This is a genomic window from Lactobacillus sp. C449L (genome assembly GCF_059900815.1).
Genome location: NZ_JBWXGA010000001.1, coordinates 665,292 through 691,561, shown reverse-complemented (window position 1 = coordinate 691,561; position 26,270 = coordinate 665,292). Strand labels below are relative to the sequence as shown.

Below are 26,270 nucleotides of genomic sequence, written 5' to 3'. Positions count from 1 at the left end.
GAAAAAGTACGGTGGCAATAGCAAGAAGGAAACACCTGTAACCATGCCGAACACAGCAGTTAAGCTTCTTAACGCCGAGAGTAGTTGGTGGGAGACTGCCTGCGAGGGTAGGAAGCTGCCGTGCTTTATGGAGGATTAGCTCAGCTGGGAGAGCATCTGCCTTACAAGCAGGAGGTCACAGGTTCGAGCCCTGTATCCTCCATACCGAGTCGTTAGCTCAGTCGGTAGAGCATCTGACTTTTAATCAGAGGGTCGACGGTTCAAGCCCGTCACGACTCATGGCCCCATTTTGCGGGTGTGGCGGAATTGGCAGACGCGCTAGATTTAGGTTCTAGTGTTTTCGGACGTGTGGGTTCAAGTCCCACCACCCGTATTCGCCAGTGTTATTTACATATTTACATTATGCCGATTTAGCTCAGTTGGTAGAGCATCTGTCTTGTAAACAGGGGGTCGTACGTTCAAGTCGTATAATCGGCATTTCATAATAATGCGGAAGTAGTTCAGTGGTAGAACATCACCTTGCCATGGTGGGGGTCGCGGGTTCGAATCCCGTCTTCCGCTTTCATTAAATGCCGGGGTGGCGGAATTGGCAGACGCACGGGACTTAAAATCCCGCGATTGGTTTCAATCGTACCGGTTCGACTCCGGTCCTCGGCATCTAATGATGCGCCCTTAGCGCAACTGGATAGAGTGTCTGACTACGAATCAGAAGGTTGAAGGTTCAAATCCTTCAGGGCGCATATCACGGGAAGTGGCTCAGTTTGGTAGAGCACCTGGTTTGGGACCAGGGGGTCGCAGGTTCGAATCCTGTCTTCCCGATTTGTAATTACCTGTTTGGTGGGTTATTACATTTGTTGGCGGTGTAGCTCAGCTGGCTAGAGCGTCCGGTTCATACCCGGGAGGTCGAGGGTTCGATCCCCCCCGCCGCTATTTCTAGAGCTCGGACCTTTAGCTCAGTTGGTTAGAGCAGACGGCTCATAACCGTCCTGTCGTAGGTTCGAGTCCTACAAGGTCCATAATTGGGTTTTGTATTTTTTAATAACATCGCGGGATGGAGCAGTCTGGTAGCTCGTCGGGCTCATAACCCGAAGGCCGGTGGTTCAAATCCACCTCCCGCAATATGGTCCATTGGAGCAGTGGTTTATCTCGTCTCCCTGTCACGGAGAAGATCATCAGTTCAAATCTGATATGGACCGTAAGATGGCTCGGTAGCTCAGTCGGTAGAGCAAAGGATTGAAGCTCCTTGTGTCGGCGGTTCGATTCCGTCCCGCGCCATTTTTTTAATAGTGCGGGTATAGTTTAGTGGTAAAACGAAAGCCTTCCAAGCTTTAGTCGCGAGTCCGATTCTCGTTACCCGCTTTTTGGGGCCTATAGCTCAGCTGGTTAGAGCGCACGCCTGATAAGCGTGAGGTCGATGGTTCAAGTCCATTTAGGCCCATTTATGGAGACTTACTCAAGTGGCTGAAGAGGCGCCCCTGCTAAGGGTGTAGATCGGGTTATTCCGGTGCGAGAGTTCAAATCTCTCAGTCTCCGTAATATGAGAGAACCTATGAACTGAAGTTTGTGGGTTCTTTTTAATTGCAACTATCTTAGAATTCATGGACTATTTAAGTAGTGTGCTGAAGTTCTTGAGAAAACTGTTTTCTCTTAAAAAGGTCTTGCAAGATACTTTATAATCCTGTATGATAAATAGCGTTGTGACTTAGGTCATTGCGCAAATGTTGAGTTTAAAGATATAAGTAGTTGACTTTTTATATCAGATTCGATATTATAATTAGGCGTCTTATGGCATAAGAGCAGTAATATGACCCGTTGGTCAAGTGGTTAAGACATCGCCCTTTCACGGCGGTAACATGGGTTCAAATCCCGTACGGGTCATTACCACATATATTGTATTTGGTATTTTTACATTTGGAGGATTACCCAAGTGGCTTAAGGGGACGGTTTTGAAAACCGTTAGACGGTCTTGCCGTGCGTGGGTTCAAATCCCACATCCTCCTTTAATAACATCGCGGGATGGAGCAGTCTGGTAGCTCGTCGGGCTCATAACCCGAAGGCCGGTGGTTCAAATCCACCTCCCGCAATATGGTCCATTGGAGCAGTGGTTTATCTCGTCTCCCTGTCACGGAGAAGATCATCAGTTCAAATCTGATATGGACCGTAAGATGGCTCGGTAGCTCAGTCGGTAGAGCAAAGGATTGAAGCTCCTTGTGTCGGCGGTTCGATTCCGTCCCGCGCCATCAGCCTGGAGGAGTAGCGAAGTGGCTAAACGCGGCGGTCTGTAAAACCGCTCTCTCTGAGTTCGGCGGTTCGAATCCACCCTCCTCCATAATAGGGATATAGTATAAAGGTAGTACATCGGTCTCCAAAACCGCTAGTGTGGGTTCAATTCCTACTATCCCTGTTTACCTCATGGCGGAATTGGTGAAGGGGTTAACACACCGGTTTGTGGATCCGGCATACATGGGTTCGAATCCCATATTCCGCCCTAGCATTGGGATATAGCCAAGCGGTAAGGCACTAGACTTTGACTCTATTATGCGCTGGTTCGAATCCAGCTATCCCAATCTATTAAAATAATATTCAATGGCGGTGTAGCCAAGTGGTAAGGCAGAGGTCTGCAAAACCTTAATCGTCGGTTCAAATCCGATCCCCGCCTTATATGGTTCATTCGTTGAACTTTTTATTTTATAATTTTATTATGGCGGTGTGGCGGAATTGGCAGACGCGCCAGACTCAAAATCTGGTGTCCGTTTAGGACGTATCGGTTCGACCCCGATCACCGCTATTAGGTTGGCAGCTCTTTTATCGGAGCTGCTTTTGTTTTATAAAAATTACGCGATTTCTTTTGTATAAATTGCACAAGCAAGGCAGAATCTTTATAATACCTTTATACGGAGGTATTCAAATGAATATTGGTATATTTACCGATACATATTTTCCACAGATTAGTGGAGTAGCAACATCGATTAAAACTTTAAAAGATGCACTTGAAGAACAAGGCCATAATGTATTTATTTTTACTACGACGGATCCACATGTCGAAAAAGGAACTGTTGAGGCCAATGTTTTTAGATTTAGCAGTTTACCTTTTATTTCATTTACTGATCGAAGGGTAGCATTTAGAGGCTTTTTTGAAGCTACTAAGGTTGCTCGAGAAGTTAATCTGGACGTTGTGCATACACAAACCGAATTTGCTCTAGGAATGATTGGCAAGTACGTAGCTCACCAATTGAAAATTCCAGCTATCCACACTTACCATACAATGTATGAGGATTATTTGCATTATGTTTTAAACGGCCATTTGTTGCGACCATATCACGTTAAGCAATTTACAAATGTTTATCTTAAAAATATGGACGGCGTGATTGCCCCTAGTAAGCGCGTAGAAGCTCTTTTAAAGCGATACAAGGCAACTATCCCTATGAAGGTCATTCCGACCGGTGTGGACGTCGAGAAGCTGGAAAAACCGGCAACGCATGATGTACGTCATGAATTAGGGATTCAACCTGATGCTCCGGTGCTTTTAACACTGAGCCGCATTGCTGGTGAAAAAAAGATCAATCGCATTTTAAATGTCATGCCAGAAATTGTTGATGAGTTTCCAAATGTTCAGCTAGTAATTGCTGGTGACGGACCTGACATTGAAACTTTACAGGAGCAAGTTGAGCGTTTGACTTTGGAAGATAACGTTATTTTTACAGGTGATGTACCTCATGATGACGTTGGTGCTTTTTATAAAATGGCCAATCTTTTTGTTTCAGCCAGTGATACGGAAACACAGGGATTAACCTACATTGAAGCCTTAGCTGCTGGTACCAGATGTGTGGTTTATGATACCGACTATACTGAAACAGTCTTTGATGACCGGTGCTTTGGTATGGTTTTTACCCGTCCTTCAGACATGCGTGATGCCATATTGTCGTACTTGAACGAGGATCCACAGCCGATTCCTGAAGATAAGTTAAAAGCAAAGCTCAGTCAAATTTCTGCCAAGCAATTTGGCCTAGAAGTTTACAAGTTTTACGAAGAAGTAATTGAAAATTACCAAGAAGACCTTGAAGAGGATACCAATGATTAGAATCAATATGTTTTCGCAGGCGGATTCAGTAAAGGGTCAAGGAGTTGGTTCAGCTTATAAAGAACTAATTGGCTTACTTAGAACACATTTAGTTGACGAGTTTTACGTAACTAATAACAAGTATGGTAACAGCGATTTGACACATTACCATACTGTCAATCCAACTTATTTTGCTAATAGTTTCTCGCTAGCGCGTGGAAGAAAAATTGGTTATGTGCACTTTTTGCCGGAAACACTTGAAGGTTCGGTTAAACTTCCGCCATATGCAAAAAAGATCTTTTATCAATATGTAATTGATTTTTATAAGCGAATGGATGAGATTGTTGTTGTTAACCCAATCTTTATTGATAAGTTAGTCAAATACGGCATTAAGCGTGAAAACGTAAAGTATATTCCTAATTTTGTTGCAAAAAACGAATTCTATCCTGAACGTCAGGAAAAGAAAAATGCTTTTCGCCACCAGCTTGGTATCCCCCTTGATAAATTTGTTGTTTTTGGTGACGGCCAAGTGCAGGCGCGTAAAGGTGTGGATGATTTTGCCAAAATGGCCGAAGCTAATCCCGAAATGCAGTTTATTTGGGCTGGTGGTTTTTCATTTGGCAAAATTACTGATGGTTATGAGCATTTTAAAGAACTTGTCGACAATCCACCTAAGAACTTAACATTTACTGGCATAATTGACCGCTCAAAATTAGTTGATTACTTAAACATTGCTGATTTATTCGTTTTACCGTCATATGACGAACTTTTTCCAATGTCTGTACTCGAGGCGTTCAGCTGTGGGACACCAGTTTTGTTACGAAACCTTGACTTATACGAAGCGATTATCAGTGGTTACTATTTGATGGGTAATGATTTTGCCGAAATGAATGCCCAATTACGTAACGTGGCTAGTGATCAGACGGTGTTAAAAAAATACAGTAACTTATCAAATTTAGCCAGCGAAAAATACTCGGAAGATAACTTAGCCAGAATTTGGAATGAATTTTATCACGAGCAATATGAGCTTGGCCGTGAGCTTGGACAAATTCGCTAATGAACAAAAAACATTTTTGGGGAATTGCTGTTGTACTACTGATTAGCTGCGTTGTCTTATATGTCGATTTAAAAGACACACCAGTGACGCAATTGCTTACCGCCGCAAGGAATATCAATATTTGGGCATTGGTCTTAGTTTTTGCCTTAATGGTACTTTCTTATGTTTTTGAAGCAAGTATTTTAGCAGTGTTAGCCCAGCGCAAAAATGAACCAAAGCGATCGAAATGGTCTTTTTTAAGAATACCAGTCGTTCAGGCATTGTTTAACGCAATCACACCAATGTCTACAGGTGGTCAACCATCACAGCTAGCTGCTATGGTTCAAATGGGAATAGAAGGCGGCCGGGCTACGTCACTTTTATTAATGAAATTTATCATTTACCAAATTGTGGTCTTTTTAGCTTATGTAGTAACAATTATTACTGGTTTTCATCTGGTTGCAACCAAGTTTGCTGGTTTAGCTTTTTTTATTGGCGTTGGTTTCTTAATTCATGTTAGCTCAATTATTTTCTTGCTCGCGATTTTGTTTGCCTATAACTGGACAAAAAAAGCAGCAAATTGGTTAATGGATTTTTTAGCGAAGTTCATCAAACCCAGTCGGGTTGAAGTTTGGCGCAAAAATACTGTAGAGAAAATTGATACATTTTACAATGAGAGTCAAAAGTTAAAAAAAGAAAAAAAGAAGTTGTTACTTAGCGGAATTTTAACCATCTTACAGCTACTGTGTTACTATTCCATTCCGTTCATGATTTTGATAACTTTGGGAGTGCCAGCTGACTGGGCTAGCGTGACGCAGATGAATATTATGATTATCATGTTTATGGCTATTATTCCAATTCCTGGAGCTTCTGGCGGTGCTGAGTATAGTTTTCAAACACTTTTTGCCACATTTGTTTCTTCTAAAGGGGCCTTAATCCTAGCGATGTTTCTCTGGCGTTTTGTTACTTATTTTTTAGGGATGATATTTGGAATTTTTGGTTGGATTTTCAAACCCAAAAAAATTACTAGTCCTACAATTGATTAATTTTTACTAAAATCACTATGTTTTATTCAGTTTAAGGGTAATATACTAGCATAGTGAGAGGAGATTAGAATGACACGGATTAAGTCTTTCTTGCAATGGCTAACTACCACTAAATTAGGCTTTTTTGCAATTGTTTTAATAACTTTTTGGCTAAAAACTTATGCAATTTACTTAACAAAATTCAATTTGGGTGCCGTTGGCGCGATGCAGAACTTCCTTTTGTTTCTCAACCCACTGCCAACTGCGATGCTTCTTTTAGGAATAGGCTTGTTTTCTAAAGGACGTAAGTCCTATTGGATTATTATCGCAATCGATTTGATTCTAAGTACTTGGCTATTTGCTAATATCCTGTATTATCGCGAGTTTTCCAATTTTTTGTCCCTGTCAATTATTAAAACTTCGGGCTCAACTGCTGATAATCTTGGCAAGAGTATTGTTGGAATTACCAGATTTACTGATTTTTTAGCCTTTTTAGACGTGGCAATTATCATCGGTTTGATGATTGGAAAAGTAATTAAATACGACCTACGCCCCCTTAAATTGAGATTTAATCTCTTATTTGAAGGTCTAGCTGCTGCCTTAATCTGTATTAACTTAATGATGGCCCAAAAGGACCGCTCGGGTCTTTTAACCAGAACTTTTGATAACAGTTACATTGTAAAGTATCTTGGAATGAATCAGTACGCTGTTTATGATGGTTTTAAAACAGCTCAAACCAGTGAGCAGATGGCTAAAGCTAATGTTTCTGATTTGCATTCGGTCAAGCGATATTTAAAAATTAACTATGTTAAACCCAATTCGCAATACACTGGGGTAGCAAAAAGCAAAAATGTAATGGTGATACATCTTGAGAGCTTCCAACAGTTTTTAATTGATTACAAGTGGAAGGGCAAAGAAGTAACACCTAATTTAAACAAACTATATCATTCAAAAAATACTTTGAGCTTTGCCAACTTTTATAATCAAGTTGGTCAGGGTAAAACTTCCGATGCTGAAATGATGCTTGAGAACTCGCTTTATGGTCTACAATCTGGTTCTGCTATGTCCAGTTATGGAACTTCAAATACTTTTGAGAGTGCACCAGCGATTTTAACACAAGAAGGTGGCTATACTACTGCCGTAATGCATGGTGGAGCTGGCTCATTTTGGAACCGTAATAATGCTTATAAGCAATTTGGCTATCATTACTTTATGCCACTTTCTTATTATGAAAACAAGCCTAAGTACTACATCGGCTATGGCTTAAAAGATAAAATTTTCTTTTCACAATCAATTAAGTACATTGAACGCTTACCACAGCCTTTTTACCTTAAACTGATTACCGTTACTAACCACTATCCGTATGATCTAGATAAACCAAACCAGTCAATTGAACGAACCGATACTGGGGATGAAACGGTTGATGGATATGTGCAAACTGCTCATTATTTAGATCAAGCGATTGGTGAACTGCTCAGCTGGATGAAAAAAACCGGTCTTGACAAAAAAACCATGTTAGTACTTTATGGTGATCATTATGGTATTTCTGGTAACCACCATAAGGCTAGTGCAGAGTTACTTAAGCAAACTGAATTTACCAATTTTGACAACCTTAAGTTTCAGCGTGTGCCTTTAATGTTTCATATGAAAGGACTTAAGGGAGGGGTTAAAAATACATATGGCGGTGAAATTGATGTTTTACCGACGCTATTAAATCTCTTAGGTGTTAATAATAAAGGCATGATTCAGTTTGGTCATGATTTGCTTAGCCCTAAGGCGCCGCAAATTGTAACACAACGTAATGGTGATTTTATTACTCCGGAGTATGCTAAAGTTGGAAGTACATATTACGATGCAAAAACTGGCGAGGAGATTATTGATCCCGATAAAAAGCTTAAGTCCGAACTGGTTGCCATTTCCAACAAGGTAACCACCCAGTTGTCATTATCTGATCGTGTAATTGCTGGAAACTTGTTACGTTTTTATAAGCCAAAATGGTTTAAAAAGGTCAAGCCGCATGATTACGACTACAATAAAGATAAAGCATTGACGAATTTATATTCTTCTAAAAATAAAACTTCCCTGTGGTATAAGAACCATCAGAAGACGACGCAAAAGAAGTTTAGGACAGATGCGCCGGAACTAGAAAATAAAAGCTCGAAATAAATCTTATTTTGTGCTAGAATTTAGCAGTAATCGTATCTGAATATTGGAGGCAGCGTATTGTATAGTTTATTTATGACGCTACTAATTATTGTTTCAATTTTAATCGTTATTGCGACAATGATGCAGCCGCAAAAGCAACAAGATGCATTGAATGCCTTATCTGGCGGTGCAGTTTTTAGTGGTCAAACGAAGAAACGTGGTTTTGAAGCATTTATGGAAAGAGTAACTTCGGTACTATTAGTTCTCTTTTTCGTTTTTGCTATTGTATTAGCTTATTTGTCTTCAAAATAGTATTGGTTCCTCCCGCTCAAACGATGGAGGGACTTTTTTTATCTTTTTTATTAAGAAATGGAGATTAAGTGCATGGCCCAAAACGAGAAAATCTTAGCTAGTGTTTTAGAGATCTTTCGCCATAATCCCAAAAAAGAATATCAAGTTGAACAAATTGATCGAATGCTACGGCGTGATCGCCTTGGTAGTTTTTCTGATATAGTTAAAGCTCTTTCTTTTTTGGAACAGGAAAAGAAAGTTATTACTGATGGTAAAGGACGCTATCAACTAGCTCAAGAAAACATCGTTGTTGAAGGAATATTTAAAGCTAATAGCAAAGGATTTGGTTTTGTCAAAGTCGAAGATGAATCTACGGATGACATCTTTGTTGCTAGTGACTATACTGCTTATGCCGTTGATGGAGATCAGATTCGCGTTAAAATTACTGCTGGCGGCAATCCATGGAACGGTAAGGGACCTGAAGGCCAGGTTGAGAAAATAATTGCACGCGGCACAACGGCATTAGTGGGTGAGTTCCATCCCATGACGGATGAACAAGTGAAAGCTAGTCATTTTGTTGGTTACGTTTTAAGCAATAATAAAAAGTTAGCAAATTATCGTGTTTATGCTAGTGAAGACGGTTTGCGTCCACAAAAAGGCGATATGGTTAAAATCGCCATTAGCAATTATCCTGATAAAGACAATCCGGAATCAATGACTGGTCATGTTATTAACATCATTGGTAATAAGAGTCTTCCTGGCGTTGATATTATGGCAATTGTATCTGCTCATGATGTCCGCACGGAATGGGATCAAGAAGCCATGGATCAAGCTAATGCTATTCCTGATCATGTTACTCCGGAAGAAATAGCCAATCGCGAAGATAATCGGGACCAGCCAGTGGTTACGATTGATGGTGATGATTCAAAGGACTTTGACGATGCCGTAGTATTATCAAAGCTACCAAACGGAAATTATCATTTAGGGGTTCATATTGCCGATGTTGCACATTATATTAAAGAAAATACTCCTCTTGATAAAGAAGCCTTTACACGTGGCAACAGTACTTATTTAGTTGATCGAGTAATTCCAATGCTACCGTTTAGACTTTCAAATGGAATTTGTTCTTTAAATGAGGGCGTAGATCGACTCGTATTATCTTGTGATATGGAAATTTCACCGGAAGGTGAACGGATAAACTACCGTATTTATCCATCTGTCATACGTTCTCACGGACGTATGACTTATAACAATGTTAACAAGGTTTTGGATCCGGACAACCATGATGTTTTGGAAGACAAGTATGTCAAATTAGCACCTATGTTGAAAGACATGGCTGAATTGCATAATGCCCTCTATCAGAAACGGCATCAACGCGGAGCAATTGACTTTGAAGAACCGGAAGCAAAAATTTTGGTTAACGATCAAGGCAAACCAACTGATATAGTTTTACATGATCGTGGAACTGCGGAAAAGATGATTGAGTCTTTCATGTTGATGGCCAATGAAACAGTTGCGGAAGACTTTTACAAAAAACATGTACCGTTCTTGTATCGGGTGCATGAAACCCCAGATGGAGAACGAATCAAGAACTTTTTTGAGTTTTGCAGCGCCTTTGGATTGAATATTACGGCAGACCCAAACCATATTAAACCAGTCGACTTGCAAAAAGTTGTGGCCAAAACCACTGGTACGCCTGAAGAGGCTGTAGTCCAGATGATGATGCTTAGAAGCTTAAAACAAGCGCATTATTCTGAAGAGCCTCTGGGTCACTTTGGTTTGGCTGCTAAGTTTTATACCCATTTCACTTCACCAATTAGAAGATATTCAGATTTAATGGTTCACCGTATGATTCATGCATATAGTGAAGAGGGCACTAATAAAAAGGTACAAGATCATTTTGCAAGTTGTTTACCTGAAGTAGCTGATCAAACTTCAACCCAAGAACGTGTTTCTATCGACACAGAGCGGGCAACTAATGACTTGAAGATGACGGAATACATGGCTGATCAAGTTGGCCAACACTTTGAAGCAGTTGTATCTTCAGTAACTAGTTTTGGGATGTTTATTCAGTTACCCAACACAGTTGAAGGTTTGATTCACATATCAAATTTAAACGATGATTTTTATAGTTTTAACGAAAAAAGTATGACGCTGACCGGTCGGGGGACGCATAAACAATACCATGTGGGGATGCCAATTAAGGTAACTTTGACTAATGCCAACGTTGAGCAACATCAACTTGACTTTGAAGTTTACGATCCAAATGCGCCTAAATCGCAACACAATAACCGTGGCAATAATAATCGTCGTCATGGTAATCGCGGCTTTCATAATGACCATGGTCACCGTGGTGGCTTTAATAAAAGTAATAATCATCCTCATTTTAGTAAATATAAACATTAGGATAAAAAATTGAAGAAAGAAAACAATGAGAACTTAATTGCTCAAAATAAAAAAGCTCATCATGACTATTTCATCAAAGATACCTATGAAGCTGGCATTGCCTTAACTGGAACCGAAATCAAATCAGTTCGTGCCCGTCGTATCAACTTGCGCGATGGTTATGTTCAAATTGTTAATGGTTCGGCCTTTTTAGAAAATGTGCACATTAGTGAGTATAAAGAGGGTAATCGCTATAATCACCAGCCACTACGCAACCGGCAGTTACTTTTGCATAAAAAAGAAATTGCTCGTTTAGCTAAAGAGCAAGCTGAACGAGGCACTGCAATTATTCCGCTCAAGGTTTACCTTAAGCATGGATTTGCTAAAGTTTTAATTGGTGTTGGTCAAGGTAAAAAGAAATATGATAAGCGAGAAACAATTAAGAAACGGGACCAAGAACGAGAATTACGTCGGCGATATAAAGTATAAAAACAGTTTGATTACGGTTTAATCAAGCTTTTTTTTAATATAAAATAATTATCTATACATGACACATTTTACTGGCGTTAATTTGTGTCTTCAGTTAATATATTTTATTAGAGTACATGAATAGCTATAAAGCCAATTTTATATTTGCGACGTAGATATTACTCACAATATCTTATTAAAACCATTTCTTTAGGGTGTTTTTAACCTTTGCAATATTGCTGATTATTTATTAAGATAAATGATGTATACGTAATTTGTTAAATTAAGTAGTAATACTCTCACTTATTGCTCTTTGACAAAAAGATATAAATGAGTAAACATTAGAAGTATATTCAGTAGATAGTACTTTTGTTTAAATTAGACTGTTTAAAGAAATTTTTGTTTAATGGGATTTAGTGTTAAAGTGCAGGTTTAGTATTTAAGGATCTGAATTGTAATGGAATTTAAAAAAGTATACGACAAGGAACGAGTAACTCGTAAATTTACTAATAGAAAGGTCAATGAGAAACTGCTTGCTAAGATAATTGAACAGGCCCAGCAGTCACCATCATTATTAAATTCTCAACCCTGGAAAGCCTACGTGTTGACTGGGGAAGCACTCGAGAATCTTAAGCATGATGTAGCAAAAGAAATTGAAGATGATGTTGATCCTCATGAAGATTTTGCTACCACGTTATCACTTAAATGGGATCAGTATCCTAGTCAAAGCATAGCAGTAGTTGGTGCATCGCAACCGTACTTTTTCCATAATAGAATGGAAATGTTTACGGAAGCAAATGATACCATGTTTAATGCGCAAGACATTATTTTTTTGACTATTCCCAAGGCTTCTCCTGCGTGGTCGGTCTTCGATTTGGGGATTTTTTCTCAGAGTATTATGCTTTTGGCTATTGATGAAGGCCTAGCTGTGATGCCGGCTCATTCAATGGTTGCGTATCCAGAGCTCGTGCGTAAATATGCGCAAATTCCCGGAGACGAGCTCGTTGGAATGGCGATTGGACTTGGCTATCGTGATAATGCTGCCGAAGTCAATGATCCTAAGTATATTCCGGCGCGATTACCACTTAAGAAAATCTATAAAATAATTAAATAAAAAGGGACTTTTAGGTCAATAAAGCGCTTTTGATGGTAAGATGTATATCATAGAATTTTTTATTTAAAGGTGATATAAATTTTGAGTACGCCCCAAGTGATTACTAATCTAATAGCAACTTTAGTAATTTTTGTTTTTGCAGCTTTTTTTGTGGCTGCTGAATTTGCTTTGGTCCAGACTAGATCAAGCCAGCTAGAAGATATGCTGGCAAATAATAATGGCAGCCGTCGTAAAATAAAACGTGCTTTGCACATGACACACAATTTAAACGAATACTTGTCAACAACCCAAGTTGGAACAACTTTAGTAGGGGTTGTTTTAGGTTGGTTTTCGGCAGATACATTTGCTGCCTTATTTGTCTATTTGTTTAACTTAACCCAGCTTAATCACTCGATTGTGCGCTCAGTAAGTGCAATTTTAGGGGTGATTTTGCTGACCTACTTAGAGGTTGTAGTTACGGAAATCGTCCCTAAAAATATTGCAATTGATATGCCAGTCAAGATTCTGCTGAAAATTGTTACACCTTTGCAGATCTTTCATACTTTAGTATATCCATTTGTCTGGTTGCTTAACACTAGTTCTAATGGTTTGTTGAAGTTATTAGGCTTTGAGCCAGCTGATGAGGAAAATCAAGTATATTCACAATCCGAAATTATCAAGTTATCACGTAAAGCTGTTCATGGTGGTTCACTCGATAAAAACGATTTAACCTATATGAAGCGTGCATTTGAGCTTAATGATAAAGTCGCCAAGGATATTATGACGGATAGAACCAGACTAATCGTTATTAATTCAACCGATTCTATCAAGCAAGCGCTAAAAATGTATCTGGATGAGGGCTCAAGCCGGATTCCGGTTGTTCGTGATAATAATAAAGATGATATTGTGGGCTATATTTATGCTTTTGATGTAGTTCAGCAGAGTCAAATTGATGAAAATGTACCAGTCACAAGAATCATTAGAACAATGATTACAGTTCCGGAGTCAATGCAGATACAAGATATTCTACATTTGATGATTAAAAAGCATACACCGATTGTTTTGGTTGTAGACGAATATGGTGGAACAAGTGGAATTGTAACTGATAAGGACATCTACGAAGAACTGTTTGGCACAGTTAAAGATGAAATTGATGATGTTTCGGATGACTATATCATAAAAGATCAGGCTAGCAATATACATGTTTCTGGGAAAACGACCTTATATGACTTTGCTCGCTATTTTCGTAGTGACCTAAAGAGTTTTCAAGATAGTGACATCATAACTATTGGTGGTTATATGATGGAACATTATCCGGATCTAAAAAAAGATGAATCCGTTGAACTTGAAGGTTTTGAATTTAAACTAGAAGAAATTGAACAAGGCTTTATGCGCTGGTTTATTGTTAAGCCCTTAAATGACGAAACAAAAACGCTTGAACCCGAAGCTGAATAAAAAAGTTAAATTAAAAAGAGCTGTCTATATTAGACAGCTCTTTTTATAGTTATTTATTGGTTGCAAGTTTAATTGCTTCCGGTTTTAAAACACCGATATAGTTAAGGTTGCGATAAAAGCCCATGAAGTCAAGCCCATAGCCAACAACAAACTCATTGCCAACTTTTGAACCATAGTATTCAACGCTGACCTCATTTTTCCGATTAGCTTCTTTATTCAACAGTACGCAACACTTAACGCTTTTAGCGCCACGCTTATTGAGTAGCTCTTTCATGTAATTCAAGGTGAGGCCGGTGTCAACAATATCTTCAACGATTAAAACATCTCGGTTTTTAACATCAGTTGCCAAATCAGAAATAATCTTGACTTTGCCAGATGATTCAAATTCGTTGCCATAGCTGGACACATCCATGAAGTCGATTTCGGCTTTAACATCCATTTCCCTTACTAAATCGGTTAAAAAGAAAATTGCTCCTTTGAGTGCTCCAACAATTAGTGGATTTTTCCCAGCATAATCTTCAGTCAACTGTTTACCAAGTTTGATACACATTTTATGTATATCATTTGTAGTAAACAATTTATGATCAATAATACTATCAATGTTGTCACTTTTCGGCATTTATCTACCCTTCAATTTAAAAACTAAAATTTTCTAATAATTTCGATTATAGCATTTTTATCTAAAAAAACCACGTTTTTCAACATTTTTGCCCCATTTTTGGCTAGATTACGTACAAAAACTACTTATTGAAAGAAAGTAGTAAGATTATCTGAAAAATAGCTTAAATTGATGGTTTAATTAGCAGGGTTTTTGCTACAATGGAAATTAAGAATTTAGTCTAATGAAAGGTCAATACACTAATGGAAAAAGAACAAGAAATAAAAATGCTTAAAGCTTTTTCAGATGCTAATTCAACTTCTGGCTTTGAAGAAGAATTCGTTAAACTATTTACTGATACTGTAAAAGATTTTGCAGACGTTAAAGTAGATGGAATGCTTAACGTTTTTGCTTCCAAAAAAGATAATCAACCTGATCGTCCAGTTATTCAACTTGATGCTCATTCGGATTCGGTTGGTTTCATTGCCCAAGCTGTTAGACCAAATGGTATGATCAAATTCGTGCCACTTGGTGGCTGGGTTAAATACAACATTCCCGCTTTACGTGTACGAATTAAAAACCGCGCTGGCGAGTATATTCCTGGAGTTGTGGCGACCAAACCACCGCACTTTATGACTGATGCTGAGCTTGACAATGTGCCAGATGTTGCTGATATGTCAATTGATGTTGGTTCATCTTCGCGAGAAGAAACAATTAATGACTACAAAATTGATACTGGCTGTCCGATTTTTGTTGACGTAAAATGCGAATATAACGAAAAATCAGGCTTGTTCTTTGGCAAGGATTTCGATGATCGTTTCGGAGCTGCCGCAATGGCAGACGTTCTTGACAATTTAAATGGTGAAAAGACTGATTTCAATGTTGTTGCAGCGTTATCAAGCCAAGAGGAAGTGGGACTGCGCGGAGCCTATGTTACTGCAAGAGCCGTAAAGCCGGATTTAGCGATTGTCCTTGAGTCTTGTCCTGCTGACGATACTTTTACACCAGAATGGCTTTCTCAGACTGGACTAAAACGTGGACCAATGTTGCGAGACATGGATACTTCATTTTTACCGAATCCGAAGTTTCAGCAATACGCCTGTGAGATTGCCGATAAGAACAATATTCCTTATACGCGTTCGGTTCGAACTGGTGGTGGACAAGATGGTGCGGCGATTTACTATGAAAATGGTGCACCAACAATTGTTATTGGCATTCCAGTTCGTTATGAGCATTCAGCATATTGCTTTAGCGCCTATCAGGACTTTAAGGCATCCGTCAATTTAACTCTTGCTATTATTCGTGACTTAACGAAAGAAAAGCTAGCTGGTTTTAGTCAGTTTAAATAGTCAGCGCGGTATGTCAGAATCGGCAAATGAAATTAGTAATGTATGTTATAATGTATAAAACTTAAAAAAAGAGTCGCTAGGGGTGCCACATTAAGCTGAGAAATACCCTCTGAACCTGAACGGGATAATACCTGCGCTAGGGAAGTGTTAAAAAGTACTTATGATGCTCCTACTGACTTTATTAGTTGGTTAGGAGTATTTTTATGTTTACAAGATCGTCAAAATGGAATGTTAAATCGATTATTTTAATTGCCTTAATTGCAATTGTTATGGGAGTAATATATACGTATGGTTTTAATTGGGCTTTTAACCTAGTTAAGATGGCTTTGCTACCCACTGGCTATGCTCCGGTAACGGATACCGTTTTTTCTGGATTGTGGTTAATTGCTGGACCATTGGCAATGTATTTTGTGCCTACGACTGGTTCGGGTACTATTGGGGAATTGCTGGCAGCCGTTGTTGAGATGGCAATTGGAGGACAATGGGGTGCGACCACTATTCTCTCTGGGTTCATTCAAGGAGCCACTAACGAGATTGGTTTCTTTCCTAAAAAAGAGCGTTACCAGAGGTTTTCATGGCAAAGCGTATTAACTGGTGCTTTCTTTGCAGGTTTAGGTGGTTATATACCATCTTACTTCTTATATGGATGGAGTAAATACAGTGTTCAACTTCGTGTAATTATGTTTATTACTGCTATTATTTCAGCATTAGTTTTTGATGGTGTTTTGGTCAAGCTGATAACAAACTTATTTGATCGAGCACTAAAGCCAAAATTAGACTAAAATAAAAAGCACTTCATTTTGGAGTGCTTTTTATTTTGGAATAAATGGACGGCAACGGCGATAAAACTTATAATAGTAATTTATAAGGAAAAATTAGCTTTTTTATAAATTTGAGGAGAACTATGGCAAAAGAGATTACAAATTGGCGTTCTTTAGGTGGCTATATTAGTGCAAATGGGCAAAAGGTCAAAGAAGGCTTGCTTTTTCGCTGCGGTCAGTTGTTTGACTTAACTGCTGAACAAAAGGATGCTGTGCAAAATCAGTATCAGATTAAACGGCTAGTTGACTTCCGTGGATCGGACGAACGTGCAGAATATCCTGACTATCTCTGGCAAGGTCTTGATTATGTTGTGCTTGACGTTTTAAAAGACAGTGGAACAAACCAAGCAAGTGTAGATGAAATTATTTCTGCCAATAGCCACGTAGAAGAAGATATGCTTAAGACATATGAAGAACTGGCATTATCTAAATCAGCTAAAGAGGGCTATCGTCAATTTTTAATGAGCTTAATTGAAAACCCCGTTCCAACTGCTTTTCACTGCTTTGCTGGAAAGGATCGTACCGGAGTGGGCGCGGCCTTAATTTTAAAAAGTTTAGATGTTAGTGATGATCAAATCTTTACTGACTACTTAAAGACAATTGATGCTCGTAAAGAAGCCAATGAAGAAATTTTAAATTATTTAAAAGATAAAGTGACTTCTGCTAACTTAAAGGATGTTGCTATTGCATTAACTGTTGAACGTCAATACTTAGAGCGCTATTTCCAAACAGTTGCTAAAAATTATGGTGACTTTAATCGTTACTTTACTGAGGGCTTACAATTACCAACTGACTTTAAAGCTCGAATGCAAGAAATTTATCTTGTTTAACTCAATAGTAGGAGAAAATTCTAAAATGAAACGTGAAGATTATATTGAAAAACTGCACCTTGAACCTCATCAAGAGGGTGGCTGGTTTCGGCAAATTTATACAAGTGACGAACAGTTTTATGCTGAAGATAGTCAAGGTCAACGCTATTATTACACCTCAATCTACTTTTTATTAGACGATACTAGTTGTTCACATTTCCATCGTCTAAACCATGATGAATTGTGGTATTACCATGATGGCGAGCCAATTACTATCCACTGTATTTCACCTGAAGGAAAATACTCGGCTGTTAAGCTAGGGAAAGATGTTACTAAAGGCGAAGTGATGCAATTCAAGGTGCCAAAGAACACAATTTTTGCTTCCGAAGTGACTAAGTCGGATAGTTTTTGTTTAGTTAGCTGTGTTGTTTCTCCCGGCTTTGATTATCATGACTTTGAAATGATGAACAAAATTCAATTGTTAAAGCAATATCCTGACTACGCGGAAGTGATTAGTCGGTTAGCAATTGACTAACACTAAAAAGAAAAAGGAACCAAATCTGAAAAGTAGATTTGGTTCCTTTTTTGCTATCTAGTATTTTGACTTAAAACCGAGTGAACTTTTGTGGTCAACATGTCAATTGCCACATCATTTTCACCACCTTCAGGCACAATAATGTCGGCATAGCGTTTAGTTGGCTCGATAAATTGATGATACATTGGTTTAACTGTATCAAGATATTGTTCAATAACTGAATCAATTGATCTACCACGCTCTTTAATATCACGTTCAAGTCGTCTAATAAAGCGAATATCGTCGTCCGTGTCAACATACACTTTAATATCCATTAAATCGCGAATTTCTTGGCTTGCAAGTACTAAAATTCCTTCAAGAATAATAATATCTGCTGGCTCAATGTGAATCGTTTTTTGACTTCTAGTGTGTTCCTTAAAATCGTAAACAGGCATTTCAATTGACTCATATTTAAGCAATTTACCAATTTGCTCTTCCAGCAAAGGAACATCAAATGCATCCGGATGATCATAATTGATGTTTTCTCGGATGTCCATAGGAATACCAGTATTATCCTTGTAATAAGAATCTTGCGTCATAATTAAGACGTGTTCATTTTCACGCATCTGATCAACGATTTTACGAGCAATGGTTGTTTTACCACTACCTGAACCACCGGTAATGCCTATCACAATAGGCTTTTCTAGTTTAGACATGAAGACACTCCTTTTTATCAAGTAACATTTTACTGTAAATTCCCTTGAATTACCAACATTGAGGGTAAAATTGATGTTTGTCGTAGAATTGTTAATCATACTATTTAATTCATGAGAATATTTCGATAACATAATATGTGAAAATAATAATTTGATTGTCTAGAAAAATTGGTGAAAAAAATGAATTATAATCTAATGCCAGTTAAATACTTTATCGATGTTGTCCAAACTCGTGGTTTTATATCTGCTGCTAAAAGAAACTATGTATCTGAAACTGCGGTTAGCTCGGCAATTAAGAAGTTAGAAAATGAATTAGGGCAAAAGCTATTAAACCGCTCAGCTGGGAAGTTTTCGTTGACGCCGACTGGCAAAGAATTTTATCGTCGAGCTGTAGAAGTTGTCAATTTATATACTGAAATATGGCGTCACCCAGATCCGCATGTAGATCAGCTTATAAGGATACATTTTCTTCAGGGACTTGAAAATGAGGCTGCGATGTTTGCATCCAAGCTTCCTAAGGAATGTTGGACAAGTTTTGATGAAGAAAATTTTGATTCAGGAATTAGCAGATTAATTAATGAAAATTATGATTTGCTTATAGGTTTTCAGCTTGCGTTTACAAATAACAACAAGATTGAGTATTTGCCACTTAAAAAAGTCAGTTTTGACCTACTATTTAATCAGATGGAAGTTGATAAATATCAGAATAATATAAAAGAATTGGCTCAAAGCAGTGTTTTTTATACTCAAAACTGGAAATCAACAGGAATAACGGATGTTCAAACCTCAATTATTAATACTTATTGCAAAGAAGGATGGAAATACAGTCAAATTGCTGAAGTAAATAGTTTTGCTGCGGCATGTTTAAATGTTAACTTTAAAGGAGGTATAACAATGGTGCCAAAATCATTTGTAGTACCACCCTTTTGCAAAAATACATACCGTGTTTCGCCCAAACATTTAGCAAATGCTTTTACTACTGTAGTTGCATTTAATTTGAGTGCGTCAAGTGAGTTAAAGAAGTTGGTAAAAGTGGCAACAACTTAAGCTTATTGACAATAACTTAAATATGTTAGCGCTTACTTAAAAAATGCTTTAAAATCCAATTGTAAATAAAATCACAAAACCGATGAAAGGATGAGATTACATTGGATTTTTTTTCTACTAAAGTTGTTGTTGTAGGTTCTGGTTCATCAGGAATTTCTGCATGCTTTGAACTATATCAAAAGAAAATTCCGTTTGTTTTATTAGAAAAAGGCAATAAAGTTGGGGGTGCAGGAAAGTTTGGTGCCCACGGGGTTTTCGCTATCAACTCGGAGGAGCAAAATAAAAAAGAAGTTGACTACGGCTACCAAGAAGCCTTTAACGGCTTGACGGATTATAATCATTACTTCGTAAATGGTGAATTATTGAGCCGCTTTTTGAAAATGTCTGGTGAAAATATTAAAAGATTAGATGAGATGGGTTTACCAGTAACAGTGGAACAGAGCGAGCAAAAAGCCCACATAGATGATCCTCTCGTTTATCATAAATTTAATAGTTTTAAAGAGAAAATGACTAATTGGGACAAACTTTCTGAAAAGTTTGAAGCCGCTGGGAATAAAGTTTTTCTTGAAGCTGCCGCAGTCGACATTGAATACAACAATGGTTTAAAAGCAGTAATTGCTGAAAATGCTGAGAAGCAAAAGTTTAAAATTCAAGCTCAAAAAGTAATTTTTGCAGATGGTGGATACTGTGGTAATGAGTGTATGCTCAAGGAAAAATACTCTGATGAATCTGAGTTTTTAAATTTAGGGGAACGCAAGTCTGTTGGCACAGGCATTGAGCTTTCTCATAAACTTGGTGCTGATATTCGTCACTCTCCAGTGTTATTTGCTCATGGTTGTGCCCCTAGCATGAACATTAATCCGATGAAACGTGACAGTTCAGTTGAAGCTTTAACAAATTTGCCACTTTTGTGGCTAGACCAGACTGCCAATCGCTTTGTTAACGAAGACATTGTTTATGACTTTGCAATGTGGGGAAATGCGGCACATAACGTTCATGGCAAATACTATGTTTTGCTAGACCAAGCTACTTTAGATACTTTTAAGTCAACTGAAGTAAACCTCGAAGATACTTTCGAACGGCAATTTTGTGATGTGGGTGAAACACCAAAAGCTACGGTTGGGCCATTACCAAATATTCAAAAAGATTTTGATGCCGCTGTCGAATCTGGTGAGGTGGTTAAAGCAAGCAGCCTTGAAGAATTGGCGCAAAAACTGCATTTACCGGTTGATTCACTCAAACAAAGCGTAGCTAAGTATAATAATGCAGTTGATCAGCATAATGATGAAACATTTTTAAAGTCGTCCGATGAATTGCTGTTTGGAGTACACGATGGTCCTTTTTATGCGATTATTGAGCATTGTGCTATTTTAGGCACTTTGGATGGCGTTAATGTTGATCGCAATTGCCAGCCAGTTAGGGAAGATGGGTCACCAATCAGTGATTTATATATTGTTGGCAATAATGTTAATGGACTTTACTCAGATGGCTATCCAAGTTATGAAGGTATTGCCAACGGCTTTGCCTTTGTTTCAGGTTGGATTGCTGCGCAAGAAGCTATTAAAAGCTTGAATTAGGAGGATATAAAAATGTTAGAAGGAAAAGTTGCTGTTGTTACTGGGGCTGCCCAAGGAATTGGTTTTGCAATTAGTGATGAATTTGCTAAACAGGGTAGTGACGTGGTATTAACAGATTATAATCCAGAAGTTATTCAAGTCGCTTCCAAGTTGAATGATAAATATCAAAGTAAAATATCAGGTCTTGTTTTAAACGTAATGGATAAAGAAAGTATCAAAAGTAGCTTGAACCAAATAGTTTCAGAGTATGGCAAAATTGATTACGTTATGAATAATGCAGGTGGTGGTATACTGAAACCATTCGCCGAGCTTACTGACGATGACTTTGATAAAACAGTCAATTTAGATCTTCGTGGGACTTTTCTGTGCATGCGCGAAGAAATTAACTTGTTTTTAAAACAAGGATACGGCTCAATAGTTAATACCACCGCTTTGGGTAGCATTTACAATCCCGGTGGCATGGGTGCTTATAATGCAGCTAAAAATGGCATCATTGGTATGACCCAAGCTGCAGCCGTTGATTATGCTGATAAAAATATACGCGTTAATAGTGTTGCTCCTGGTCTAACCAAAACTGCATTAAATGAAGGCGGCTTTTTGGAAAAGGTCTTGCCAACGGTTCCGATGAAACGTGCTGAAACTGCCGCAGAAGTTGCTAAAGTTTTCGTTTTTGTAGCTAGTGAAGCCACATTTATGACTGGACAGACCATTTTAAGTGATGGTGGCGTTTCCGTTGGCTTGAAGTAAGGAGGAGGCTACAAAATGTTTCCTAAAGAAAATAAATACGATTTAGTAATTGTGGGTGGGGGTTTAGCAGGACTTTCTGCTGCTGTCAGCGCAGGTGAATACAATCTTCATACTTTGGTAATTGAAAAAGGCAGAACACTCGGCGGCGACGGCAATTACGTTGAAGGAGCCATGGGTGTTGATAGTTATTTGCAAAAAAAGGAAGATATCAAAGTTAATTCTACTAAGCTTTTACAGGATGAGCTTAACTATTCACACTATGAAGCCAATGCTCTTCATTTGAAAAAGTATATTTCGGCCAGTGGTAGAACAATTGACTGGCTCCATTCACTTGGGGTTGAATTCAGCAAAGTCGGTCCCCAGGGCAAAAGCTGGCCAACAATTCATACTTTTTCAGGCGGTGGTCACGCAGTAATTGAGCAGCTAAAACAAACGGCTAAGCAGTATGAGATTGAAATTGTAACCAGTGTCAGTGCGCAGAAGATTTTGCAGGAAAATGGTCATGTTAACGGTCTACTTGTGCAAAGTGAGGCTACTGGACAGGAAAGAGAAGTTCTAACGCACAATGTCATTCTGGCAACTGGTGGTTATGTCGATAATCCAGATTTAGTTAAGAAAAGGTCACCGTTTACTGCTCGTTTGTTATCAGTTAGCGATGGCAAGTCAACTGGTGACGGCATGCAGATGGCCTGGCAAGCTGGCGCTGAGCATTACCAAATGGGAGCAATCCAATATGGTGGCGGAGCAATTTTGGATAAAACACGGCCAGCATATGTTCATATGCCTGCACAGCTTGCGGCTGCGGCAACTCAGGAAGCCATTTTATGGGTTAATGAACGTGGTGAACGTTTTATTAATGAAGATGTCAATGACAATATGTGTCACGCAGGAAGTGCAATCCTAACTCAGTCACGAACTTTTTCAATTTTAAGTCAGAAGGCTGTGGATTATTTAACTAATGTGGGCTTATATAAGGAAGTTGGTAATTCGCCAGTTTCGCCAGATAAATTTGATTGTTTGGTTGAGGAAATCAATCGTGATTTAGCTAATAATGAAAAGTACCTCACCAAAGGAGATACTGTTGAGGAGTTAGCTCAAAAGCTTAATCTGCCAAACTTGCAAGCTACAATCAGTCACTATAACAAGCTAACGGCTCGGGGAGAAGATACTGATTTTGGCAAGAATCAAAAGTATCTTACCCCAGTTGAACAAGGCCCATTTTATGCTGTTGAACTAGGTGTTGGCATGGCTTGTGCTATTGGTGGAATTCGTGTTGACAATGATAATCAGGTCTTGAATAAGTATGGGTACCCTGTTTCTGGTCTGTATGCGGCTGGCAATGATTCTGCTGGAATGCTGGTTGGTGATACCTACGCGGTAACTTTACCGGGAAGTACTGCTGGTTATGCAGTATTTTCTGGCCGGAACGCGGTAGAAAGTATCGTAAAGTGAGGCCTGATTGATGGATAATCAGGAAAAGACATATGTAACCAAAACTAGGATTGGGGTTCTAGCTGTTAGCTTGATGGGCATGGCTTCTTTAGCAATCACACCGTCGTATGCCGCGCTAGCAAAGGTATTTGCTTTGAGTAATACAGGCGTGCAGATGTTGACGTCTTTACCTAACCTATTTATGATGGTTGCCGGAATTCTAATTGGCAAGCTAACTGCAAGCAAGGTTAACTTGAAAAGTCTGACGGTTTCATCAATTATTCTGGTTGCAGTCGGTGGGTTGTTACCGTTATTGTTTCATAATAATTTTATCTTTTTAGTATTTTGCTCCTGCATGGTCGGTTTAGGCCAAGGGGCGTGTACTAATTTGACCCAAGTTTTGATTTCCCAAATTTTACCGAAAAAAGAACGAGAATCAACGATGGGGTTATCAACCACTTTTATTAATATCGGCGGAGTCGTATTTATTATGGGTGGCGGACAGTTTGCGGCAAAGAGTAGTTGGGTCAACAATTATTGGATATATCTTTTTTCACTCTTGATTCTTGTCGTTGTGATAGCGTTATTACCGTTTAAGCCAAAAATTTTGGATCAGGAAAGAAAAGATGCTTCTAGTGCAAAAATAACTTTAAGTAAATATATTTTTTACTGTGCTGGTTGGGCGTTTTTGACCATGCTGTTAAACAATGTCTTGAATAATAATATCGCATTATTCGTGGTCCAGGAAAATCTGGGTGCGACTTCGCAAGCGGCTCTTACTTCGACAATTTCGCTAATTGGTGGCATGCTTTGTGGATTAGTTGTTGGCATTATTGGCAAGAAATTCAAATACTCCTCAATTGCACTTTCATTCTTAATGTATGGCGTAGCGTATTTGTTAATTGGGCTGTTTCATTCCCTCTTAATTGTTTTTATTGGCAGTTTTTTAGTAGGAGCAGCGATGAGTATTGCAATGGGACAATTCCCTTATTTGATTTCAATTTCAGTTGATGACAATAGCGTTTCTATGGCACTGGGCGTATACGTCGCAATATATTCGGTTGGTGGCGTAATTAGCCCCTTGATCATCAATCCGTTAACAAATTTAGTTAAAATACTTGGCTTAAATGTATTTTCTGCTAGTGGAATTTTGGCCTTATTTATTGGAATAATTTGCTTAATGACGAGATTTCAAAAAAACATAGTAAGAAATAATTAGTGGCGTCTGAAGGTTCAGCTATCGGTTTTTAAAAAAGCAATCAAACATTATTTTAGTAATTAATTGCACTACTGGATATAATTAAGATGTAACAATAGTTTTTATTTGGGAGGCATTTTTATATGAAATATCCAAAGACTAAAGAAATCTTGAATCAACTAGTTGCTGATTTAACGCAAATGCACATGGTAGTGCATCAACACCATTGGTACATGCGTGGTAACCGTTTTTTGAAGTTGCACCCATATTTAGATAAAGTGATGGATGAACTTGCTGATCAACTTGATCAAGTCTCTGAGCGCTTGATTACTCTGGATGGTTCCCCAGTTTCAACTTTGAGTGAAATTGCTGAAAAAACTCATATTAAAGATGAGAAGGGCAACTGGAATGAAACAATTGATGAACGTTACGCGAAGATTATTGATGGCTACCATTATCTTGACGACTTATATAGGGAAGGCATCAAGGTAAGCGATGAAGAAGGCGACTACGCCACTAATGATATGCTAACTGGATTCTTAGCTGATGTTGAGAAACGAATTTGGATGATGTCTGGTGAAATTAATAAAGCACCTGAAATTGATCCCGAATAATAATTTTGAATGAAAAGGCAGTTTTAAAACTGTCTTTTTTTGCTGTCTTCATTTAAGTTGATCTTTGCTATAATGTAGTTGATTTGCAGAATATAGATAATTATTATATGAAGAAAGTAAAAAAATGGATAAAAAAGAACAAGACAAATTAAAACAGCAGGCCGCTGAGAAAGCAGCCAGTTTGGTAACATCCGGAATGAAGCTTGGCATTGGTACGGGGTCGACAGTAGCTTTTTTAATTGATGCACTAGGCAAACGAAAAAAAGAAGAGGGACTCGAATTAGCTGCAGTTGTAACAACTTCAAGTCGCAGTAAGAAACAGCTCGAGAGTTGGGATTTCAAAGTTAATGAGCTAGCTGAAGTGGATCAACTAGATCTTACAATCGATGGAGCGGACAGATTTGCTACCAATTTTGATGGCATTAAAGGTGGCGGTGGTGCTTTGACCATGGAAAAAAATGTCGCTGTAAATTCTGAAAAAGTAGTTTGGATTGTTGACGAATCCAAATTGGTTGATCGTTTAGGCGGTTTTCCGCTACCAGTAGAAGTTCTTCCCATTTCCTGTGAACAGAACTTTCGCTTGTTTCATGAAGATGGATTAAATCCCAAGTGGCGTATTGATAATGGTAAACGATTCGTTACGCACTATGGCAACTACATTATTGACCTAGACATTGATCCTATTCCTGTACCTTATGGCTTAGAAGACTATTTAGATAAAGTTGTTGGAGTAGTCGAAAATGGACTGTTTCTAGATATGTGTGATGAAGTCATTATTGCTCATTCAAACGGGATAATCGAAGACCGTAAACGTTAAAGTTAACCGTGAATTTGGTGAATACTTATCAGCATTTTCGTAATTGAGAGCATCAATATATTATCTTTGGTATG

General features: G+C 38.4%; 22 protein-coding genes, 27 tRNA genes, 1 rRNA gene and 1 riboswitch. Of the genes, 48 read left to right on the top strand and 2 right to left on the bottom strand.

Annotated features, from left to right (window positions below):
• Positions 1–7 precede the first annotated feature (7 nt).
• The 37 genes from rrf to AC2JF9_RS03195 all read left to right on the top strand — a co-directional run bounded on the left by rrf (position 8) and on the right by AC2JF9_RS03195 (position 13,958).
• Positions 8–124, top strand: a 5S ribosomal RNA gene (rrf, locus tag AC2JF9_RS03375).
• Between the two features lie 5 nt (positions 125–129).
• Positions 130–202: transfer RNA gene (locus AC2JF9_RS03370), tRNA-Val, on the top strand.
• Positions 203–206: 4 nt separating this feature from the next.
• Positions 207–279 (top strand) — tRNA-Lys (locus tag AC2JF9_RS03365).
• 12 nt (positions 280–291) lie between these two features.
• A tRNA-Leu gene (locus tag AC2JF9_RS03360) sits at positions 292–373 on the top strand.
• 31 nt (positions 374–404) lie between these two features.
• A tRNA-Thr gene (locus AC2JF9_RS03355) sits at positions 405–477 on the top strand.
• A gap of 12 nt (positions 478–489) precedes the next feature.
• A tRNA-Gly gene (locus AC2JF9_RS03350) sits at positions 490–561 on the top strand.
• Positions 562–571: 10 nt separating this feature from the next.
• Positions 572–657 (top strand) — tRNA-Leu (locus tag AC2JF9_RS03345).
• Between the two features lie 9 nt (positions 658–666).
• Positions 667–740: transfer RNA gene (locus AC2JF9_RS03340), tRNA-Arg, on the top strand.
• A 5-nt stretch (positions 741–745) separates the two neighbouring features.
• Positions 746–819, top strand: a tRNA-Pro gene (locus AC2JF9_RS03335).
• Positions 820–856: 37 nt separating this feature from the next.
• Positions 857–930 (top strand) — tRNA-Met (locus AC2JF9_RS03330).
• Between the two features lie 12 nt (positions 931–942).
• A tRNA-Ile gene (locus AC2JF9_RS03325) sits at positions 943–1,016 on the top strand.
• Positions 1,017–1,045: 29 nt separating this feature from the next.
• Positions 1,046–1,119 (top strand) — tRNA-Met (locus AC2JF9_RS03320).
• Positions 1,120–1,122: 3 nt separating this feature from the next.
• Positions 1,123–1,196, top strand: a tRNA-Asp gene (locus tag AC2JF9_RS03315).
• A gap of 6 nt (positions 1,197–1,202) precedes the next feature.
• Positions 1,203–1,275: transfer RNA gene (locus AC2JF9_RS03310), tRNA-Phe, on the top strand.
• Between the two features lie 13 nt (positions 1,276–1,288).
• A tRNA-Gly gene (locus AC2JF9_RS03305) sits at positions 1,289–1,359 on the top strand.
• Between the two features lie 5 nt (positions 1,360–1,364).
• A tRNA-Ile gene (locus AC2JF9_RS03300) sits at positions 1,365–1,438 on the top strand.
• 5 nt (positions 1,439–1,443) lie between these two features.
• Positions 1,444–1,533: transfer RNA gene (locus tag AC2JF9_RS03295), tRNA-Ser, on the top strand.
• A gap of 273 nt (positions 1,534–1,806) precedes the next feature.
• A tRNA-Glu gene (locus tag AC2JF9_RS03290) sits at positions 1,807–1,878 on the top strand.
• A gap of 35 nt (positions 1,879–1,913) precedes the next feature.
• Positions 1,914–2,000: transfer RNA gene (locus tag AC2JF9_RS03285), tRNA-Ser, on the top strand.
• A 10-nt stretch (positions 2,001–2,010) separates the two neighbouring features.
• Positions 2,011–2,084 (top strand) — tRNA-Met (locus tag AC2JF9_RS03280).
• A gap of 3 nt (positions 2,085–2,087) precedes the next feature.
• Positions 2,088–2,161: transfer RNA gene (locus AC2JF9_RS03275), tRNA-Asp, on the top strand.
• Positions 2,162–2,167: 6 nt separating this feature from the next.
• Positions 2,168–2,240 (top strand) — tRNA-Phe (locus tag AC2JF9_RS03270).
• Between the two features lie 7 nt (positions 2,241–2,247).
• Positions 2,248–2,329: transfer RNA gene (locus AC2JF9_RS03265), tRNA-Tyr, on the top strand.
• Between the two features lie 4 nt (positions 2,330–2,333).
• Positions 2,334–2,404 (top strand) — tRNA-Trp (locus tag AC2JF9_RS03260).
• Positions 2,405–2,415: 11 nt separating this feature from the next.
• A tRNA-His gene (locus AC2JF9_RS03255) sits at positions 2,416–2,488 on the top strand.
• A gap of 7 nt (positions 2,489–2,495) precedes the next feature.
• Positions 2,496–2,567, top strand: a tRNA-Gln gene (locus AC2JF9_RS03250).
• Between the two features lie 21 nt (positions 2,568–2,588).
• Positions 2,589–2,659: transfer RNA gene (locus AC2JF9_RS03245), tRNA-Cys, on the top strand.
• Positions 2,660–2,703: 44 nt separating this feature from the next.
• Positions 2,704–2,788, top strand: a tRNA-Leu gene (locus AC2JF9_RS03240).
• A gap of 120 nt (positions 2,789–2,908) precedes the next feature.
• Positions 2,909–4,081 carry a glycosyltransferase family 4 protein gene (locus tag AC2JF9_RS03235; RefSeq protein WP_500725373.1) on the top strand — a complete coding sequence of 391 codons (1,173 nt, stop codon included), beginning with the start codon at positions 2,909–2,911 and terminating at the stop codon, positions 4,079–4,081.
• Positions 4,074–5,117 carry a glycosyltransferase family 4 protein gene (locus tag AC2JF9_RS03230; protein ID WP_500725372.1) on the top strand — a complete coding sequence of 348 codons (1,044 nt, stop codon included), beginning with the start codon at positions 4,074–4,076 and terminating at the stop codon, positions 5,115–5,117. The genes AC2JF9_RS03235 and AC2JF9_RS03230 overlap by 8 nt, the downstream gene beginning before the upstream one ends.
• Positions 5,117–6,142, top strand: coding sequence for a lysylphosphatidylglycerol synthase transmembrane domain-containing protein (locus AC2JF9_RS03225; RefSeq protein WP_500725371.1), 1,026 nt, complete (start codon positions 5,117–5,119; stop codon positions 6,140–6,142). The genes AC2JF9_RS03230 and AC2JF9_RS03225 overlap by 1 nt, the downstream gene beginning before the upstream one ends.
• A 69-nt stretch (positions 6,143–6,211) precedes the next feature.
• Positions 6,212–8,287, top strand: a complete 2,076-nt coding sequence (locus tag AC2JF9_RS03220) for an LTA synthase family protein (RefSeq protein WP_500725370.1) — start codon at positions 6,212–6,214, stop codon at positions 8,285–8,287.
• Between the two features lie 57 nt (positions 8,288–8,344).
• Positions 8,345–8,578 carry a preprotein translocase subunit SecG gene (gene secG, locus AC2JF9_RS03215; protein ID WP_500725369.1) on the top strand — a complete coding sequence of 78 codons (234 nt, stop codon included), beginning with the start codon at positions 8,345–8,347 and terminating at the stop codon, positions 8,576–8,578.
• Between the two features lie 72 nt (positions 8,579–8,650).
• Positions 8,651–10,963: a ribonuclease R gene (rnr, locus tag AC2JF9_RS03210; RefSeq protein ID WP_500725368.1), complete on the top strand. Its 2,313-nt coding sequence runs from the start codon at positions 8,651–8,653 to the stop codon at positions 10,961–10,963.
• Positions 10,964–10,972: 9 nt separating this feature from the next.
• Positions 10,973–11,431: an SsrA-binding protein SmpB gene (smpB, locus tag AC2JF9_RS03205; RefSeq protein ID WP_500725367.1), complete on the top strand. Its 459-nt coding sequence runs from the start codon at positions 10,973–10,975 to the stop codon at positions 11,429–11,431.
• 436 nt (positions 11,432–11,867) lie between these two features.
• Positions 11,868–12,524: a nitroreductase gene (locus AC2JF9_RS03200; RefSeq protein ID WP_500725366.1), complete on the top strand. Its 657-nt coding sequence runs from the start codon at positions 11,868–11,870 to the stop codon at positions 12,522–12,524.
• Positions 12,525–12,605: 81 nt separating this feature from the next.
• Positions 12,606–13,958, top strand: a complete 1,353-nt coding sequence (locus AC2JF9_RS03195) for a hemolysin family protein (RefSeq protein ID WP_500725365.1) — start codon at positions 12,606–12,608, stop codon at positions 13,956–13,958.
• Between the two features lie 49 nt (positions 13,959–14,007).
• Here the strand turns inward: AC2JF9_RS03195 and hpt are convergent, their stop codons facing one another.
• Positions 14,008–14,577: a hypoxanthine phosphoribosyltransferase gene (hpt, locus tag AC2JF9_RS03190; RefSeq protein ID WP_500725364.1), complete on the bottom strand. Its 570-nt coding sequence runs from the start codon at positions 14,575–14,577 to the stop codon at positions 14,008–14,010.
• A gap of 242 nt (positions 14,578–14,819) precedes the next feature.
• On the opposite strand from hpt, the gene AC2JF9_RS03185 reads away from it, so the two are divergent.
• From AC2JF9_RS03185 to AC2JF9_RS03170, 4 genes are all read left to right on the top strand, one after another.
• Entirely contained in the window at positions 14,820–15,905 is a 1,086-nt protein-coding gene (locus tag AC2JF9_RS03185; protein WP_500725363.1) for a M42 family metallopeptidase, read from the top strand.
• A gap of 68 nt (positions 15,906–15,973) precedes the next feature.
• Positions 15,974–16,065, top strand: a riboswitch (TPP riboswitch).
• A gap of 43 nt (positions 16,066–16,108) precedes the next feature.
• Positions 16,109–16,687 (top strand): ECF transporter S component, encoded by a 579-nt coding sequence (locus AC2JF9_RS03180; RefSeq protein WP_500725362.1) that lies wholly within the window; start codon positions 16,109–16,111, stop codon positions 16,685–16,687.
• Positions 16,688–16,809: 122 nt separating this feature from the next.
• Positions 16,810–17,556 carry a tyrosine-protein phosphatase gene (locus tag AC2JF9_RS03175; RefSeq protein WP_500725361.1) on the top strand — a complete coding sequence of 249 codons (747 nt, stop codon included), beginning with the start codon at positions 16,810–16,812 and terminating at the stop codon, positions 17,554–17,556.
• Between the two features lie 25 nt (positions 17,557–17,581).
• Positions 17,582–18,070: a cupin domain-containing protein gene (locus AC2JF9_RS03170; RefSeq protein WP_500725360.1), complete on the top strand. Its 489-nt coding sequence runs from the start codon at positions 17,582–17,584 to the stop codon at positions 18,068–18,070.
• Between the two features lie 53 nt (positions 18,071–18,123).
• On the opposite strand, the gene udk is transcribed toward AC2JF9_RS03170, so the two are convergent.
• Positions 18,124–18,765 carry a uridine kinase gene (udk, locus tag AC2JF9_RS03165; protein ID WP_500725359.1) on the bottom strand — a complete coding sequence of 214 codons (642 nt, stop codon included), beginning with the start codon at positions 18,763–18,765 and terminating at the stop codon, positions 18,124–18,126.
• Between the two features lie 180 nt (positions 18,766–18,945).
• On the opposite strand from udk, the gene AC2JF9_RS03160 reads away from it, so the two are divergent.
• The 7 genes from AC2JF9_RS03160 to rpiA all read left to right on the top strand — a co-directional run bounded on the left by AC2JF9_RS03160 (position 18,946) and on the right by rpiA (position 26,196).
• Positions 18,946–19,812, top strand: coding sequence for a LysR family transcriptional regulator (locus tag AC2JF9_RS03160; RefSeq protein ID WP_500725358.1), 867 nt, complete (start codon positions 18,946–18,948; stop codon positions 19,810–19,812).
• A 101-nt stretch (positions 19,813–19,913) separates the two neighbouring features.
• Positions 19,914–21,389 (top strand): FAD-binding protein, encoded by a 1,476-nt coding sequence (locus AC2JF9_RS03155; RefSeq protein ID WP_500725357.1) that lies wholly within the window; start codon positions 19,914–19,916, stop codon positions 21,387–21,389.
• A 12-nt stretch (positions 21,390–21,401) separates the two neighbouring features.
• On the top strand, positions 21,402–22,136 hold the full coding sequence (locus AC2JF9_RS03150) for an SDR family NAD(P)-dependent oxidoreductase (RefSeq protein WP_500725356.1): 735 nt from the start codon (positions 21,402–21,404) through the stop codon (positions 22,134–22,136).
• Between the two features lie 15 nt (positions 22,137–22,151).
• Positions 22,152–23,588, top strand: a complete 1,437-nt coding sequence (gene vprA / locus AC2JF9_RS03145; RefSeq protein WP_500725355.1) for a vinyl phenol reductase — start codon at positions 22,152–22,154, stop codon at positions 23,586–23,588.
• Positions 23,589–23,598: 10 nt separating this feature from the next.
• Positions 23,599–24,786, top strand: coding sequence for an MFS transporter (locus AC2JF9_RS03140; RefSeq protein ID WP_500725354.1), 1,188 nt, complete (start codon positions 23,599–23,601; stop codon positions 24,784–24,786).
• A 122-nt stretch (positions 24,787–24,908) separates the two neighbouring features.
• A complete protein-coding gene (locus tag AC2JF9_RS03135) occupies positions 24,909–25,379 on the top strand; it encodes a Dps family protein (protein WP_500725353.1) in 471 nt (156 codons plus the stop codon).
• 124 nt (positions 25,380–25,503) lie between these two features.
• The gene (gene rpiA / locus AC2JF9_RS03130; RefSeq protein WP_500725352.1) at positions 25,504–26,196 is read left to right on the top strand and encodes a ribose-5-phosphate isomerase RpiA; all 693 of its coding nucleotides are present in this window, start codon (positions 25,504–25,506) and stop codon (positions 26,194–26,196) included.
• Positions 26,197–26,270: the final 74 nt, after the last annotated feature.

What these genes read in the sequence shown, in the direction of transcription:
- udk (WP_500725359.1), bottom strand. Translation starts at nt 18,765, where the DNA reads ATGTCTAAACTAGAAAAGCCTATTGTGATAGGCATTACCGGTGGTTCA.
- AC2JF9_RS03185 (WP_500725363.1), top strand. Translation starts at nt 14,820, where the DNA reads ATGGAAAAAGAACAAGAAATAAAAATGCTTAAAGCTTTTTCAGATGCT.
- AC2JF9_RS03230 (WP_500725372.1), top strand. Translation starts at nt 4,074, where the DNA reads ATGATTAGAATCAATATGTTTTCGCAGGCGGATTCAGTAAAGGGTCAA.
- AC2JF9_RS03170 (WP_500725360.1), top strand. Translation starts at nt 17,582, where the DNA reads ATGAAACGTGAAGATTATATTGAAAAACTGCACCTTGAACCTCATCAA.
- AC2JF9_RS03180 (WP_500725362.1), top strand. Translation starts at nt 16,109, where the DNA reads ATGTTTACAAGATCGTCAAAATGGAATGTTAAATCGATTATTTTAATT.
- vprA (WP_500725355.1), top strand. Translation starts at nt 22,152, where the DNA reads ATGTTTCCTAAAGAAAATAAATACGATTTAGTAATTGTGGGTGGGGGT.
- rnr (WP_500725368.1), top strand. Translation starts at nt 8,651, where the DNA reads ATGGCCCAAAACGAGAAAATCTTAGCTAGTGTTTTAGAGATCTTTCGC.
- AC2JF9_RS03150 (WP_500725356.1), top strand. Translation starts at nt 21,402, where the DNA reads ATGTTAGAAGGAAAAGTTGCTGTTGTTACTGGGGCTGCCCAAGGAATT.
- hpt (WP_500725364.1), bottom strand. Translation starts at nt 14,577, where the DNA reads ATGCCGAAAAGTGACAACATTGATAGTATTATTGATCATAAATTGTTT.
- AC2JF9_RS03135 (WP_500725353.1), top strand. Translation starts at nt 24,909, where the DNA reads ATGAAATATCCAAAGACTAAAGAAATCTTGAATCAACTAGTTGCTGAT.
- AC2JF9_RS03220 (WP_500725370.1), top strand. Translation starts at nt 6,212, where the DNA reads ATGACACGGATTAAGTCTTTCTTGCAATGGCTAACTACCACTAAATTA.
- rpiA (WP_500725352.1), top strand. Translation starts at nt 25,504, where the DNA reads ATGGATAAAAAAGAACAAGACAAATTAAAACAGCAGGCCGCTGAGAAA.
- AC2JF9_RS03160 (WP_500725358.1), top strand. Translation starts at nt 18,946, where the DNA reads ATGAATTATAATCTAATGCCAGTTAAATACTTTATCGATGTTGTCCAA.
- AC2JF9_RS03140 (WP_500725354.1), top strand. Translation starts at nt 23,599, where the DNA reads ATGGATAATCAGGAAAAGACATATGTAACCAAAACTAGGATTGGGGTT.
- AC2JF9_RS03225 (WP_500725371.1), top strand. Translation starts at nt 5,117, where the DNA reads ATGAACAAAAAACATTTTTGGGGAATTGCTGTTGTACTACTGATTAGC.
- AC2JF9_RS03235 (WP_500725373.1), top strand. Translation starts at nt 2,909, where the DNA reads ATGAATATTGGTATATTTACCGATACATATTTTCCACAGATTAGTGGA.
- AC2JF9_RS03200 (WP_500725366.1), top strand. Translation starts at nt 11,868, where the DNA reads ATGGAATTTAAAAAAGTATACGACAAGGAACGAGTAACTCGTAAATTT.
- AC2JF9_RS03175 (WP_500725361.1), top strand. Translation starts at nt 16,810, where the DNA reads ATGGCAAAAGAGATTACAAATTGGCGTTCTTTAGGTGGCTATATTAGT.